Here is a 14,615-nt window from a genome sequence, read left to right as displayed (position 1 = left end):
CCGAAGGGAGAAATGAAAATGTCAGTTGCTGAAACAAAAAACGTACACATTGTTGGGGATGCTTTGCCGAATATGCCGTGGGAAGCCAAACCGGAGGGAATCGAAGGCCCGGTATGGAGACATTCGGCTAACCCGGTGGTTCCGCGTAACCCGGTCAAAGGCGTTGCCCGCATTTTCAACAGTGCCGTTGTACCGTATGAAGGAAAATTCATTGGGGTATTCCGCGCCGAAACCGTTAATGGCCGTCCGCACCTGCACATGGGTGCAAGTGAGGACGGTTTGGAGTGGACGATTGAAGAAGAGCGTATTGCATTTGTAGATGAGAATGGCGAACCGTTTATGCCGAACTATGCGTACGACCCACGTTTGGTCAAAGTCGAGGATACGTATTACATCATCTGGTGTACAGACTTCTACGGCGCAGCACTGGGCCTGGCCAAAACAGATGACTTCAAAACATTTGTCCGCCTCGAAAATCCAATGCTGCCGTTCAACCGTAATGGCGTGTTGTTTCCACGCAAAATCAACGACAACTATGTAATGTTGTCCAGACCAAGTGACAGTGGACATACGCCATTCGGAGACATTTTCCTGAGCGAAAGCCCGGATCTTGTGTATTGGGGCAAGCACCGTCATGTGATGAGCAAAGGCGGCCAAGGCTGGTGGCAATCGGTTAAAATTGGCGGCGGTCCTGCTCCGATTGAAACGTCCGAAGGCTGGCTGATGTTCTACCACGGCGTCACGGGAACCTGTAACGGATTGGTATATAGCATGGGTGCGGTCATTCTGGATCTGGATGAGCCTTCCAAAGTGAAATATCGTTCCTCCAACTTTGTGCTGACACCGGAAAAATGGTATGAAGAACAAGGTTTCGTTGATAACGTCATCTTCCCATGTGCAACGTTGCATGATGCTGATACCGGACGTATCGCCATCTATTACGGCGCTGCCGACACGTATGTGGGTGTGGCGTATACGACCATCGAAGAGATCGTGAACTATGTGATCGAGACGGATGAAGTCATCGCCGGTGACCACGAGGAAGGCAAGCTGTAGTTATATAAATGAAGTTAAGGTATAGAGAAGAGTAAACAAGCCAGGAGACGTATATGAAGATGAATTTCAGGGTTAGTCTCATATGCGTTTCTTTGGTTTAGGTATGTGCAGATAGGAATGGGGACGATGGGCAGCATGCTATTGAAACAGTTAAAAGAATACCACCAAAGCATCACTAGTCCGTATGATTTCGATGCCACCTTCTTACTGACGCTTAGGAAAAATAAAAAAAGCGTCTGGAACCCAATTCAGCCGCGATCTATTTATATACAACAATATGACTAATAAACAACCTACACAACAGTCCCCTCTTTAATATAGATAATTCTGTCGCAGACATCGGCTACCTGATAATCATGTGTGACAATGACAATGGTCTTGCCTCTTCGGTGCAATTCTTTGAAAATGCTTAATATGGATTGCTCTGTCTTCTCGTCAAGAGAACCTGTCGGTTCATCAGCCAAAATAATAGACGGATCTTGCACTAGTGCTCTCGCAATAGCGACTCGCTGCATTTCTCCGCCTGAGAGATTATTCACAGGTTCCTCGGATAAATGCTCTATTTCTAAAGATGACAGTGTCTCTTTAACTTTTTTGTTTATAACTGATTTTGGTGCTTTACTGTACCTTAAAGGTAAAGCCACGTTTTCAAATACATTTTTAGCTTCGATTAACGCATAGTTTTGTACAATAAAACCTATTACTTTCCTGCGGAAGATAGCAAACTGAGCGGATGTTTTGGATAGTACATCTTGATCCAAATACTTGTATATCCCAGAATCAGCCTTCTCCAACCCAGCCATTATATTTAGTAACGTAGATTTACCTGAGCCACTTCTTCCCATAATTGCTGTCATTGAGCCCTCTTCTAAAGTGAGACTTAGACCTCTCAATACTTCATTCTTTTTGGCTCCAGTTCCATAGCATTTATGCAAGTCATTAATCTCAATCAATAAGATCACTCCATTCTTTTTAGCAAAGAACCCATTTGTTCATTTTGGATGCGTATATATAAGGGAATAAGTACGGACAGTATGATTATGGCTGAAAGAGTCAGCAAAATGAATAGATAGGCAACCACATTATGGCCTATAAACATTGCATACAGTATCAAACTGATAAACGCGGGTGATAACACTACAATTCCAATCTCAACTACATAATAGAGAAATATTTGATTAGGCACAGCTCCTGATATCAAATGAATTGACCACGCTTTGAGGTTGTCTTCAAATTTATTTTTGAAAAAAATCCACATTGTCAACACAACGATTAACATTATCATAATTCCTATTAAGCTGAGGAGAACTTTATTTTCCTTCAGGGCTGATAGAACAAAACCAAAAGGTATTGCGCTAGCTCCTAAAAATCTAGTATCAACGAAGCCCGTCCTTTCTTTAGCTTCCTCTAGTTTTTTATTTACAATAAAATCTCCAGAAGCACTATATACTGAGCCGTTAATTAGTTGGAGATAATGCTTTTGTTGAAAACTGAAATCCTCCTCGCTTTGTGGGGCAGATATAAATTGTTGTGCGGGCATTACAATATAACGATCCAAATATAACTCTGTTCCATTAGAGTCAAAGATCAGAGATTTGGGATTGAGAAAGCCTTTTACAACCAGATTAAATCGCTTAAATAAATACTGCCCTTGTATTGTATCTCCTAGATGATAGAAATTTGTATACTCATGACCTAATAGTACGGGTATCCGATCATCCGTATTTCCCATATAATCATTTTCTACGAAACTCTCACCATCGACTGCACTAACCGAAAACATATCTACCGCCTGCTCATTTAATTGTATTGCTTTGATAGCATTATATGGGCCCTCACCGTCAATATCAAAAGGCTCACTTACGAAACCCATTTCATAATCTCGGGTGAATTTTTCTTTTTCTGCCTTAGTGAAGTCGAGTAACTCAATGGGTTGAGTGAATATATAAAGATACTTTTCGTTTATATCCTTTTCCAGATAACTATAAAACTTTTTGAGTGTTTCAAGAAAATGTACTTGTTTCATTAAACTTGATAATTGATCCCCATCAAGCAATGTATCAGAAAGCTTGTAGCTTTTCATATCTTCAAGAAGATTGATTTGATTTGATTTTTTTTCAAGGCTATCCAAACCTAGGAATACAACCATAGCTAAAAAAAACAGGAAGAGGATCTCAACTATGATTAGAATCGTAACCATTTTATTTTTACGGATACTTTCAAACACTTCCGTGTATATTCGTTCGTACATAGAAAAATCCTTTCTTAAGATAAAAATGATTCTACATTATCAGCCTCTTGCTCAAGTTTTTCATAGTTATTCTCAAGGAAAAAAAAGAGGTGAGGACTATAACTAGAAAACCAAAGCAAATATGAAGAAAATATTCATTGTAAAACTCTTGATTAATATTTAGAATAGCACAACTACCGCCGGCTACTAAAAAATAAGTAAATGACGTAATCATAAAATACTTAATCACATATCTGAATAATGGGTACCTTGGTTGATACCCTAGAATCCAAAGTACACGAATCTCGGACCACTGCTTCTTGATCCAACTCACTGTAAAAATAACGCTAGAAAACGAAACTAGTACAAATACTATAATTTTCAAAATAACATTATAAATATCTGAATTTGCATAGCTTTGTGCTCCATATTCTCCTCGTTCAAACAAGTGAATAGGCACTTTAACGCCTTTTACATCCAGTATCTTAGTTTTGGTAACAGAACTTAAATCCGAGGCATTCAATACAAAAATACCTGTTTCTCTATTTTCATCGCTACTTAATCCGTTCATAGACAGTAGTATTGTTTTATCTATTTCAGTTAGATGAGAGGCGCCCATTGTTCCGATAACTTCAAACTCATCGTTTTTATAAATATAATATAACTTCCCGTTTTTATATTTTAGCTCTGATCTCTGAATTTCTTTTCCGACCACTGCAAATTTCTCTTTATCGTAAAAGTCCTCTTTTCGAAAAAATCTGCCTTCTACCATCGGTGGTACATACGTCTGATTATCAAAGTATATGGCTCGAATGTTTCTTGAGCCTGTTTGAAGTTCCTTAAACAACGTAAACTGCTGTTCAATGTTTATATCGCGCCAATCCCATAACATAGATTCATCAGGTATAAAAAAGATACTATTTTCATCATAGAGACTTCTTCCTAATATATCCATTTCACTCTTTTTAACTTCATAATAACTTATGGAAACAATCATGATACTCAGAAAGAAGTAAAGCAAACAAATATGAAAAATCCCACCTCTATTTATTTTCTTTAAAAGATTACTCATCATTCCATTACCTTTCATAAATAGCGGCAAGTCTCTTTTTCAAGAAATCTTGCCGCTTTATTGTTTAAGTATTAAATACTAAAGAAACTCTCAATACAAGCTATTCTTCGGTTCCCCAATATGTTTTAGAAATGAGGTCAATACTAGCATAATTTGTTTTGGCTCTTGTTGTACCGGTCCCCCACTCTCTGCCACTATCTTCTCTAACCCATATCCACTCCATCTGAGCTCTAGAGTAATGTTTAGTACCTGGCCAAACCGTTTTTGCAACAGCACGCTTTAATTTACTATCTGTTGTACTATACTCAGAATACCCTTCATGGGAATCAGGATATAATTTTACTGTCCGTGCTGTAATTCCTCTATCTGGACTGGCGTTGGTGAAATAACCTTCACCTTCTACCCATCCTCCTCCAACACCAAAAGGATTAGCTGCATAAGCAGATGAAGCAATGGAACCCAATATTGCTGTAACTGCCAGAGCTTTAATTACTTTTTTTGTTATTTTCATGAACTTTTCCCCTATTCTGTATTAATTAATTTGAAAGCTGGCCAGCTAATCAAACTCATTTATTATTATATAATGAAATATTTGGAATGTTAATAGCGAATAATGTCGTAAAATATCTTAATTTACATTATTTTGTACTATAATATATGCTTAACACTTTTTTTGGCGAAATGAGAAAACTGTTTCATATTGAACTAGATTTCTTTGACTAGCCCTCCCTTATAACAACACATACTATGTCGAATTTTGTTGACAAAAGGAGGGCTCCTGCCTATTCTTAATGAATGAATATGAGAATCATTATCATAAAATAGAGAAAAGGGGTTCAACATCCATGTCTGTACAACATCGCAAATCTTCGGCCCTCACGCTGGCAACGATGCTCTTGTTGTTATTCGTTATTGTGGGTTGCAGCAATACAGGAAGTGGAGATGAATCCTCATCTGCTGCTTCGGATCAAACATCTACGAAGTCGATTACGATGTCATGGCCACGTGATATCGGTACAATGAATCCGCACACGTACAATCCTTCGCAATTATTTGCCCAATCCATGCTCTATGAGCCGCTGATCAGTTACCAGAAGGACGGAAAACTGGAACCTGCGCTGGCAGAATCATGGACGATCTCCGATGACGGCAAAGTATATACATTCAAGCTTCGCCAAGGTGTGAAATTCTCAGATGGTACGCCATTTAATGCTGAGATTGTGAAAAAGAATTTTGACGCTGTAATGAAAAATAAAGACACACATAGCTGGCTGGGCATTGTAGGTGTGCTCGACAAGACGGAGGTTGTAAACGATCAGACTTTCCGCATGACACTCACAGAGCCGTATTATCCTGTTCTTCAGGACTTGTCGGTGGTTCGTCCTTTCCGCTTCCTGGGTGAAGCCGGATTCCCGGATGACGGAGATACTTCCCAAGGCATCAAAGAGCCGGTGGGTACTGGCCCGTGGATGCTGGCTGATTACAAGCAGGACGAATATGCTGTTTTCAAACGCAACCCGAATTATTGGGGAACCGCACCGAAGGTGGATCAGATTACGGTTAAGATCATCCCTGATGCAGAAACCCGCGTGCTTGCTTTTGAAAAAGGTGATCTCGACCTGATCTATGGTGAAGGTATGATCAGTCTGGATGCGTTCCAACAGCTTCGTGACAACGATAAATATGTGAGTCAGCTGTCTGATCCGGTAGGTACGCGAGATCTGCTGCTGAATTCCTCCAATCCGAAGCTGTCTGATCTCAGAGTACGGATGGCGCTCCAGCAAGGATTTAACAAAAAAGCGATGGTGGAAGGCATCACTCTGGGTCTGGAAGAACCGGCAGATACGGCACTATCCAAAAACTACCCATACACCAATGTTGACCTGAAACCGATCGAATATAACGTTGAACAATCCAAAGCTTTATTGGATGAAGCGGGTTGGAAGATGCCTGCGAATGGTAGCGTTCGTGAGAAAGACGGCCAACAGCTTGAATTCGAAATGATTTTTGACAAGACGGACCCGATTCAGAAAGCGATGGCTGAGACCATTCAGGCGGAATGGAGCGAGCTTGGGGTTAAGGTAAACCTCACTGGGCTGGAACTGACGGTACAGATCAAACGGTTGAAAGCCAATGATTTCGACCTGTATTTCTGGTATAACTATGGTGCTCCGTATGATCCACATTCCTTCATTAACGTTGTAGCGAGCCCAGGATTTGGTATCTCTGAGACGCTCAGTGCCTTGCCGATGAAAAAGGAACTGGACGAGCAGGTACATGCCGCACTATCATCAACAGATGAGACGAAACGTCAGGAGCTGTATGGCTCCATCCTGACAACACTTCAGGAACAATCGGCGATTGTCCCCATCTCGTATGTTAAGAAAACGGCGGTATATCAGAAGGAAATCTCCAACTTTATTTTCCCGGCGAACCGTGATGAAAATCCGTTTGTAGGCATTGAGTTGGGCAATCAATAAGTAGTAAATACTTTGATTTTGGAAATGGTAAGGCCTTGGAAAGGTCATGTAGCTTGATAAAAGGGAGGAACGTTTGGTGATCAGTTATATCGGTAAACGAATGATCGCGATCATTCCTATTGTTTTTATCGCTACACTCGTTACCTTTGGGCTTATTCATATATCGCCGGTTGATCCGGCCGAGGCTTATCTGACAGCCGCTCATATCTATCCAACACCGGAGCTGCTTGCGCAAAAGCGGCATGAGTTCGGTCTGGATCAGCCTTTATTAACCCAATATGCGCATACGATTCAGAAGATTGCCAAGCTCGACTTTGGCACTTCGTATCTCACCAACAAACCCGTATGGGATGAAGTGAAACTAAGGATTCCCGCTACGGCTGAACTAGCCTTCTGGAGTATGTTGTTATCGGTTTTGGTAAGTATTCCTTTGGGAGTACTGGCGGCGGTGTATAAGAATAGCTGGATTGACATGGTCAGCCGGGCGATTTCCTATTTTGGAGCATCTATTCCGCAATTCTGGCTCGGTTACCTGCTGATCTTCTTTTTCTCAGTGAAGCTGGACTGGCTGCCTGTGGAGGGACGTGGATCGTGGGAGAATCTGGTTCTGCCTACGGTTACACTTTCCTTGATTCTTATTGCGGTCTACACCCGATTGTTACGTTCCAGTGTACTGGAGCAATTGCAGGAGACATATGTACAGTATGCAAGAACACGCGGGATTCGCGAACGAGTGATTATGCTCAAGCATGTGCTGAAAATCGCCATATCGCCCCTCATTACGGGGATGGGGATGAGTATGGGCAAGCTGCTCACAGGCACCATTATTGTAGAGCAGGTGTTTTCCTGGCCTGGGTTCGGGCGTTATTTCGTCGATGCGATATTTAACCGGGATATTCCCGTGATTCAATGTTATGTCTTCCTGGCGGCATGCCTGTTCATCGTATGCAATCTGCTCGTTGATCTGGTGCAGCTCGTTATGGACCCACGGATTTCAGCGAAAGGACGGGCAGAACATTGATAAACAAATGGCGTGCGGTATTTAAAGGACAGAGAGCCATCCAGATCTGCTCGGTGATCATCTTGCTTTTCTTCGTGATCGCGTTATTAGCCCCATGGATTGCTCCTCATGATCCGGTGAAGGTAAACCTGTTGCAGAAGCTGGCGAGTCCATCGCTTGAGCATTGGCTGGGAACGGATCATCTGGGACGCGACAATCTCACCAGGCTGATGTATGGCGCTCGGGTGTCGCTCGGATTTGCTACCCTGATCTTTCTGTCTTCTTTGCTCATTGGTGTCATTGTAGGATCAATCTCCGGTTACCTTGGTGGCTGGGTGGACAGTCTGTTGATGCGCTTGTGTGAAGGCATTATGGCGTTTCCGAATCTGGTGCTGGTGCTCGGTATTGTGGGGATTTTTGGTCCAGGTCTGATGCAGGTGCTTCTGGCACTCATGATGGTACAGTGGGTGTACTATGCACGTATCTGCCGGAACATGGTCGTTAGTCTGAAAGAACGGAACTTCATCGCAGCGGCGCGGATTAGCGGCTCCTCTTCGTGGACGATTATCCGCAGACATATCATTCCCAACGTACAGCGTCCCATCGTTGTGATGGGCACGCTGGAGATGGGCTGGGCGATTATGGATATATCTGCGTTGTCCTTCCTGGGACTCGGTATTCAACCACCGAATGCAGAATGGGGCGCCATGATTCATGAAGGAACGGGTTATATTCGCAGTCATCCGGAGTTGATGATCTACCCGGGGGCATTGATTCTGTTGGTAGTCATTACGTTCAACATCATGGGAGAAGCGTTATCCGAGCGTTATGGCATTGCAAAAAGGTAGTGGTTCGGAATCGAAGGCATATGAGGGGTGAACGTAACGATGGATGATGCAGCGAAGGTGCTCGAAGTTCGTGGTCTGCAAGTGAATCTAAGAACAGCGGAGGGTTCAGTCCCGTTACTGGAGCCCATTGATTTCGAATTAAAAAAAGGTCGTGTCTTTGGTCTCGTCGGTGAGAGTGGCAGCGGCAAGACCGTTACGTGTAACGCGTTGCTCCATCTGCTTGATCCGCGCAGGATGGAAGTGTCGGGCAGCATCCGCCTGAATGGACGGGAGCTTGGCTCGTTGTCAGGTGAGGAGATGCGGCGCATCCGGGGCAAGGAAATCGGATTTATTATGCAGAATCCGATGAATGCTTTTACCCCCGTGTACACGATTGGATCTCAGTTCATTGAAACTTTGCGTACGCATTCGGGAATGTCCAAAGTAGCGGCCCGAGAGCGGGCTATTGCTGCGTTGGCAGATATGAACCTGCCCGAACCAGCTAAACTGATGAAGCGATATCCCTTCCAACTGAGTGGCGGTATGTTGCAGCGAGTGATGATCGCCATATCGATGTGCTTGCGACCAGCCCTGGTCATTGCTGATGAACCAACGACGGCACTGGATGTCGTGAATCAGTTCAAGGTGCTTCAGGAATTGGAGCGGCTACGTACGGAGTATGGCACATCCATCTTGCTCATCTCCCACGATCTGGGCGTGATCTCGCAAATGGCGGATGAAGTCGCGGTTATGCAGAAAGGGCGGATTGTGGAGCAGGCGGATGTCTACCAACTGTTCGATCATCCGCAGCATGAGTATACACGGATGTTGTTAAATGCCAGACCCAGTGTGTCTTTGGGACGATAAACGAATGACAGACGAGTCGAATCGTTCAGTGAGTGTATGTGTAGAGCGGATATGAACTGTATTTTGAGTGGGTAGTCGTAGAGGTGGAATGGACATGGTAATGTGTAATTTCGGCTTCTTCTGAGATTGCTTCTGCCAAGTACAAGAGAGGAGGATGACCTGATGCTTCAGGTACGTGAAGTAAGCCATAGCTATGGCAAACGTAATTGGCTGGATCGTTCAGGAGCGCGTCCTCCTGTGCTGGCAGATATCTCGCTTACGATTGAAAAGGGTGTTTGTCTGGGACTGCTGGGTACGAGTGGGGCAGGTAAAAGTACCTTGGGCAAAATCATTCTTGGTCTGGAGAAGCCCAGCCAGGGTCAGGTTTTATTTCAAGGCCAGGATATCTACCGATCCAGCAAACCCGTGCTTAAGGGATTACGACGTGATCTGCAGGTCGTTTTCCAGGACTGTTATTCGGCTGTGAATCCACTCATGACTGCCGCGCAGATCATTGGGGAGCCGCTGGCTAATTACGAGCGTTTGTCGGCAAAGGAACAACTTCGTGTGATCGGACAACTGCTTGAGCAGGTTGGACTTACACCTGAGGATGGGAACAAGCTTCCGCACCAGTTCAGCGGTGGCCAATTACAGCGAGTCAACATCGCACGAGCCATTGCGCTCAAGCCAAAGTTAATCGTACTGGACGAGTCGATCAGCAGCCTGGATATGGTGCACCAGACGCAAATCCTATCCTTATTGGCAGAGCTCAGAGCGTCCTACGGGTTGTCGTATCTCTTTATTACGCACGACATTCGGGCGGCCATGACGATCTGCGACCGCATTGCCGTGATGGATCAGGGCAGGATTGTCTATAGCGGTGATGCTGGGGATTCGGTAATGCAGTCGGATCATCCGGCAGTCCAGCAGCTGGTTACAGCTATTTTGCCTGAGCATCCGTCGGGTCGTATTTCTTTTGGGTAAATAATGTGCGCAAGGTTCGTTAGATTATAATAAACGCAACAAAGGGGTGTCCCGTCTTGAACATGACGTAGGGGACATCCCTTTTTTGTTTAGAATTAGGCAATTTTATCTTCTGTCTTACCCCATCTTCCGCCCAAGCTGCTCAATCTTATCGAGCCAATTCTTTCTCTGTTCATCTGACTTTTTCCCAACTTGATCTACAGTTGTTATACGCACAGGTTTGATGCCGGTGAGTCCAAATGTGGAAATTTTCATCATTTTATGTGCAGGCTCACCTTGGAACCATTTGAAGTACCAGCTCGGACCATCCATTGTGGTGATCATGCGAGCAGTGCGGCCTTTGAGCAACTGATCGGGGAAAGGTTTTCCTTTTTGATACTTGAAGGCGTAACCTGGCATGAAGATTCGGTCAACAAAACCTTTCAGCAGGGCAGGCGGTCCTCCCCACCATATTGGGAATATCCATACAAGATGCTCGGCCCACTTGATTGCTTCTTGGGCCTCCAGCAAATCTGGTTCAAGTGGAAGTTTATTACGATATCCTCCCTCCAGATTCATGTTAAACGCCAACTCGTTCAGGGTGATCATGCGGACGTCGGCACCCGCCTGCACCGCGCCTTTGCGGTAAGCCTCGGCGATTGCGCCGTTGTAACTGGGTGAGACGGGATTGCCTTGAATAATTAATATTTTTTTCATGGAAGATGACACATCCTGACTATTTTAGTTAATGAACACTAACCTCATGTGCAAAAAGAAAAGGTCACGTATGACCCGGTAATCCATTCGTATATCCTGATGGTATGCTGACGATTCTCTTTTAGAAGTTGTTCAAAGAGTCCGCATTACAAATCATGCCTAGCGGTATCATCAGCATCGAAGATGGGATTCAGCCGAAATAAGCGGGAACTTACGAAGGTTGTTTCCTTCGGAAACAACGTAGTTGCTCACGTCGTTTTCCCTACGCTCCGCTACTCCATTTCTAGCTTCATCCCATTTCCATCGTTACTCCTGAGGTACCTGCCCCAACATCGATGCAAGTCGGTGAACCGTTTCCCCCGTATAAGGTACCAGCAACTCCGGCAGTTCACCTTGCATACTGGAGACCGCCATGCGTGTAATTGCACCGATCACCAGCACGGCTGTAAGCCGTGAATCCTGCTGAGGCAGTTCACCCCTCATCATTCCCTGATCGATCAGATCCATTAACGCATCCAATGGCTGACGGTAATCCTCGCTGCTTCCGGCTTCAATGAATATTTCATGATTCTGTGAAATCAGCAGCAGTCCGTAGGGATCTTCATCATGCAGATGGAGAACCTCGGTAACCAGTTGCTTGAAGCGTTCCAACACGGGACCTTCCTGTCGAACATACCCGTCAATCAATGCAGTATAGTCGACACAGTATTGGGTGAAGGCTTCCAGGGCAACGGCATCTTTGTTTTTAAAATGTTTGTAGATCGCCGCATCGGTTACTCCGGCGGCGTCACCGATCTCTTTGACGGATATGCCGTCAACGCCTTTGGTTGCGAACAAGCGCATCGCCGCTTGTAGGATATCTTTCTTTTTGCTATCCACATGAGATTTGTTCTTCATGATTGTATAGTAAGTGATTACTAACCAAAATGCAATAAGCAATTTTGAAACTCTGAATTGAGACACTGAATAAGCGCTTACGACCAAAGCTTGCAGGCTTGTGAGTGGCAACGTATGATGAATAGAAATCATAATCGGAGCAGCAGGAAGAACGAAATGGATGGTGGGTAGCGTGAACGAAGAGTTGGATGCATACAGCTGGGTGACGCCCGAAGGAATGCTGAATGATCAATATATAACAAGCCGCGAACAGTTGTATCAAGGAATGAATGGAAGATATGTGGAGCGATTCACTGTTCCTACCGGTGAAAGTTATATTTTCAAACCACTGACGAATCCTGCGCAGCATGGACGGGAACGATGGATGTACAAGCGTGTGATGTCTGGTCTACCTCCAATCTATCCGCAACTCATTGCAGCGTCGGATCTTACCATTGCTCCAGCAATGAGCTGGATGATCTACGAGGATCTGGGGCAACTGGTGCATGATTCGCAAGAAGCGACGATGCTCGGTGTAGCGGTACAGATGGCGGCGTGGCATGCGCTACCTGTTACGGATTGGAGTGAACTGCCTCGCGTGGGGCAGAAACCGTCGATTCGCACAATGTTGGATGAGTTGCAAATGCATAGGCAATCTACCGATGAACTGTTATCCAGATTGGATATGCAGCTATCCGCATCCGATTGGGATAAGATCACTAGGTTGATCCTCACGGCGGAGGAAGAACTTCCTACTGTTTTGTGTCACGGAGACCTGCATCCAGGTAACATGGCGGAGGTGGACGGAAGACTGGTCATCTTGGACTGGGAGCATGCCCATCTGAATACGCCACTGTGGGATATATATCACCTAGTTGATCTCTCGCATCCGCTGTTTCCCAGAACAGTTACGCCTGTATTGCGAGAGCGGGTCATGGATGTTTATTTGGACAAACTGGGGAGCCTGGGCATGCAGATTGAACGGGTTTCTTTAGCAGAATGGTACGATGCCTATGCTATTGTATTCTCACTCTGGATGCTGCGTTTGATTGATGGTGATCTGAGGAGTGAGGAATGTGTGTGGCCGAAGGAACAGTTGCGTAACCAGTGGTATGAGACAGCAGCGACGCTGGAACAGTGCATGAAGCACATGCGTGAGGAATAGAAATGAGGGGTGAGAAGCTTGCGTAAAGTCGGACTTGTTATGCGTAAAATTCAATTCACGGAAGCACAGGGGCCACGCGTATTTGCGGATCGGCTGAAGCAGATTGGTCTGGAGCTGGGCGTGGATATTGTGTTCATCTCGCCGGAGCGTCATGTCAGCGGATACGACTGGTTGCCGGGTTATGAGCATGAGAAGGGTGACCTGGTGAACTACGATATCGTGCTGGACCAGATTCATAGCCAAAATATAGAGCATGTCATCTACACCGTATCCGGGTTTACATTTTTGAAGATGTTCTTACCAAAGAGTGTATTGTTCCCGCACAGTTTCCCCGATCCTGCGCTGACGGGATATGAGATGATGAAGCCATTTTATACGATGGTGGATAAAGCGATTGTGCAGACCGAGTTTTTGAAAACAGAACTGGGCCGCAATTTCGGTGTACATGACGTGAACGTCATCCCGATTGGCTTTAGCGAAGAGTTGGCGAACCGGCACTATGATCCGAGTCAGGTTGTGCATAATCGGGTGCTCTGGATCGGTCGGGATGAGGCGAACCGTCGCCCGGATCTAGTTCTGGAATATGCTCGGCAGAACCCGGACAAGGAAGTATATATGGTGTTTGGTGGTGTACGCTATAAGGAAACCATGAAGAAGTACGACATTCCTTCCAACGTGAAGCTGAAGTTTGCGCTCACGCAGGATGAGATATTTACGTTGATGAACTCATCCAAGGTGTATTGGAACTGTTCAGCCTTTGATACATTTGCGATGCCGTTGACGGAAGCGATGGCGATGGGCAAAATGGTCGTGAAGCCGGAGCATGCCTGCTACGGTCACATTCGATCCACGCATGCCTTTGCAGGCAACGAGGATAACTGGTTTGAACTGGTGAACATGGCTGCGGCTGCGCCGCGCAGTGTGTCAGAAGACAACCGGGAGTATGCTTTTGGTGCTTTTTCGCGCACGAAGATGAAAGAAGGGTACCGGAACTTTTTCTCAAATTGGTTGAAGTAACGTAAGGTCTGTAACAAAGGGCTTGATCCATCCAGCAACAGGAGGGGAACCTTATGGAAGTACTGATCTTGTGGACATTGGGAATGTGGGCGGTGCAGCTGCTGATTGAATGGCTTATCTACCGGTTGCAAGGACGCCGAATGACGTGGGTACAATATATATTGCCATGTGTGGCCTTGCTCGGCGGTGCCGTTGTAATCATGATCAGCATCGATATTGGCGGGTGGAACGGCATCGGATATGCCCTGCTTGGCGCATCACTGGGTACCTCGGGAATGTTAACACTTATTACGGTGGCGATCAGGGATGTAATGCTTCGGCGACGGGGCAGGGATTAATCAGAGCAGTAGCTACTGTGGAGTAAGG

The 14,615-nt window shown here is 45.2% G+C and carries 15 protein-coding genes; 9 read left to right on the top strand and 6 right to left on the bottom strand.

What is annotated here, in order from left to right; translation table 11 throughout:
• Positions 1 to 18: 18 nt before the first annotated feature.
• Positions 19 to 1,056: a glycoside hydrolase family 130 protein gene (locus NST33_RS29770; RefSeq protein ID WP_339306131.1), complete on the top strand. Its 1,038-nt coding sequence runs from the start codon at positions 19 to 21 to the stop codon at positions 1,054 to 1,056.
• A 293-nt stretch (positions 1,057 to 1,349) separates the two neighbouring features.
• Here the strand turns inward: NST33_RS29770 and NST33_RS29765 are convergent, their stop codons facing one another.
• From NST33_RS29765 to NST33_RS29750, 4 genes are all read right to left on the bottom strand, one after another.
• Positions 1,350 to 2,018: an ABC transporter ATP-binding protein gene (locus NST33_RS29765; RefSeq protein WP_339306129.1), complete on the bottom strand. Its 669-nt coding sequence runs from the start codon at positions 2,016 to 2,018 to the stop codon at positions 1,350 to 1,352.
• Positions 2,015 to 3,307 (bottom strand): ABC transporter, encoded by a 1,293-nt coding sequence (locus NST33_RS29760; RefSeq protein WP_339306127.1) that lies wholly within the window; start codon positions 3,305 to 3,307, stop codon positions 2,015 to 2,017. The genes NST33_RS29765 and NST33_RS29760 overlap by 4 nt, the downstream gene beginning before the upstream one ends.
• A gap of 31 nt (positions 3,308 to 3,338) precedes the next feature.
• Positions 3,339 to 4,376, bottom strand: a complete 1,038-nt coding sequence (locus NST33_RS29755) for a hypothetical protein (RefSeq protein ID WP_339306125.1) — start codon at positions 4,374 to 4,376, stop codon at positions 3,339 to 3,341.
• A gap of 82 nt (positions 4,377 to 4,458) precedes the next feature.
• Positions 4,459 to 4,869: a hypothetical protein gene (locus tag NST33_RS29750; protein ID WP_339306124.1), complete on the bottom strand. Its 411-nt coding sequence runs from the start codon at positions 4,867 to 4,869 to the stop codon at positions 4,459 to 4,461.
• 334 nt (positions 4,870 to 5,203) lie between these two features.
• Between NST33_RS29750 and nikA the strand changes: the two genes are divergently transcribed.
• From nikA to nikE, 5 genes are all read left to right on the top strand, one after another.
• A complete protein-coding gene (nikA, locus tag NST33_RS29745) occupies positions 5,204 to 6,838 on the top strand; it encodes a nickel ABC transporter substrate-binding protein (protein WP_221819851.1) in 1,635 nt (544 codons plus the stop codon).
• A gap of 76 nt (positions 6,839 to 6,914) precedes the next feature.
• Positions 6,915 to 7,859, top strand: a complete 945-nt coding sequence (gene nikB, locus NST33_RS29740; RefSeq protein WP_221819845.1) for a nickel ABC transporter permease subunit NikB — start codon at positions 6,915 to 6,917, stop codon at positions 7,857 to 7,859.
• Positions 7,856 to 8,686: a nickel ABC transporter permease subunit NikC gene (nikC, locus tag NST33_RS29735; protein ID WP_339306121.1), complete on the top strand. Its 831-nt coding sequence runs from the start codon at positions 7,856 to 7,858 to the stop codon at positions 8,684 to 8,686. Before nikB ends, nikC begins: the two co-directional genes overlap by 4 nt.
• Positions 8,687 to 8,725: 39 nt before the next feature.
• A complete protein-coding gene (locus tag NST33_RS29730; RefSeq protein WP_339306119.1) occupies positions 8,726 to 9,532 on the top strand; it encodes an ABC transporter ATP-binding protein in 807 nt (268 codons plus the stop codon).
• 162 nt (positions 9,533 to 9,694) lie between these two features.
• Positions 9,695 to 10,495 carry a nickel import ATP-binding protein NikE gene (nikE, locus tag NST33_RS29725; protein ID WP_339306117.1) on the top strand — a complete coding sequence of 267 codons (801 nt, stop codon included), beginning with the start codon at positions 9,695 to 9,697 and terminating at the stop codon, positions 10,493 to 10,495.
• A 117-nt stretch (positions 10,496 to 10,612) separates the two neighbouring features.
• On the opposite strand, the gene NST33_RS29720 is transcribed toward nikE, so the two are convergent.
• Together NST33_RS29720 and NST33_RS29715 are read right to left on the bottom strand one after the other, a co-directional pair.
• A complete protein-coding gene (locus tag NST33_RS29720) occupies positions 10,613 to 11,191 on the bottom strand; it encodes an NAD(P)H-dependent oxidoreductase (RefSeq protein ID WP_221819833.1) in 579 nt (192 codons plus the stop codon).
• Positions 11,192 to 11,497: 306 nt separating this feature from the next.
• On the bottom strand, positions 11,498 to 12,088 hold the full coding sequence (locus NST33_RS29715) for a TetR/AcrR family transcriptional regulator (RefSeq protein ID WP_036671691.1): 591 nt from the start codon (positions 12,086 to 12,088) through the stop codon (positions 11,498 to 11,500).
• 160 nt (positions 12,089 to 12,248) lie between these two features.
• On the opposite strand from NST33_RS29715, the gene NST33_RS29710 reads away from it, so the two are divergent.
• Genes NST33_RS29710 through NST33_RS29700 form a run of 3 tightly spaced genes read left to right on the top strand, consistent with a single transcriptional unit; the run spans position 12,249 to position 14,587 of the window.
• Positions 12,249 to 13,232: an aminoglycoside phosphotransferase family protein gene (locus NST33_RS29710; RefSeq protein ID WP_221819832.1), complete on the top strand. Its 984-nt coding sequence runs from the start codon at positions 12,249 to 12,251 to the stop codon at positions 13,230 to 13,232.
• Between the two features lie 18 nt (positions 13,233 to 13,250).
• A complete protein-coding gene (locus tag NST33_RS29705) occupies positions 13,251 to 14,249 on the top strand; it encodes a glycosyltransferase (protein ID WP_221819830.1) in 999 nt (332 codons plus the stop codon).
• Between the two features lie 53 nt (positions 14,250 to 14,302).
• The gene (locus tag NST33_RS29700) at positions 14,303 to 14,587 is read left to right on the top strand and encodes a hypothetical protein (RefSeq protein WP_076216814.1); all 285 of its coding nucleotides are present in this window, start codon (positions 14,303 to 14,305) and stop codon (positions 14,585 to 14,587) included.
• Positions 14,588 to 14,615 lie beyond the last annotated feature (28 nt).

This window comes from Paenibacillus sp. FSL L8-0435, assembly GCF_037965655.1.
GTDB lineage: Bacteria > Bacillota > Bacilli > Paenibacillales > Paenibacillaceae > Paenibacillus.
Note: the sequence above shows the minus strand (reverse complement) of the source record. Positions and strands in the feature narration are given on the sequence as shown.

Bases quoted from the DNA above. Each gene is read 5' to 3' on its own strand.
- NST33_RS29770 (WP_339306131.1), top strand. From the start codon at position 19: ATGTCAGTTGCTGAAACAAAAAACGTACACATTGTTGGGGATGCTTTG.
- NST33_RS29760 (WP_339306127.1), bottom strand. From the start codon at position 3,307: ATGTACGAACGAATATACACGGAAGTGTTTGAAAGTATCCGTAAAAAT.
- NST33_RS29755 (WP_339306125.1), bottom strand. From the start codon at position 4,376: ATGAAAGGTAATGGAATGATGAGTAATCTTTTAAAGAAAATAAATAGA.
- NST33_RS29750 (WP_339306124.1), bottom strand. From the start codon at position 4,869: ATGAAAATAACAAAAAAAGTAATTAAAGCTCTGGCAGTTACAGCAATA.
- nikA (WP_221819851.1), top strand. From the start codon at position 5,204: ATGTCTGTACAACATCGCAAATCTTCGGCCCTCACGCTGGCAACGATG.
- NST33_RS29730 (WP_339306119.1), top strand. From the start codon at position 8,726: ATGGATGATGCAGCGAAGGTGCTCGAAGTTCGTGGTCTGCAAGTGAAT.
- nikE (WP_339306117.1), top strand. From the start codon at position 9,695: ATGCTTCAGGTACGTGAAGTAAGCCATAGCTATGGCAAACGTAATTGG.
- NST33_RS29720 (WP_221819833.1), bottom strand. From the start codon at position 11,191: ATGAAAAAAATATTAATTATTCAAGGCAATCCCGTCTCACCCAGTTAC.
- NST33_RS29715 (WP_036671691.1), bottom strand. From the start codon at position 12,088: ATGAAGAACAAATCTCATGTGGATAGCAAAAAGAAAGATATCCTACAA.
- NST33_RS29710 (WP_221819832.1), top strand. From the start codon at position 12,249: ATGGTGGGTAGCGTGAACGAAGAGTTGGATGCATACAGCTGGGTGACG.
- NST33_RS29700 (WP_076216814.1), top strand. From the start codon at position 14,303: ATGGAAGTACTGATCTTGTGGACATTGGGAATGTGGGCGGTGCAGCTG.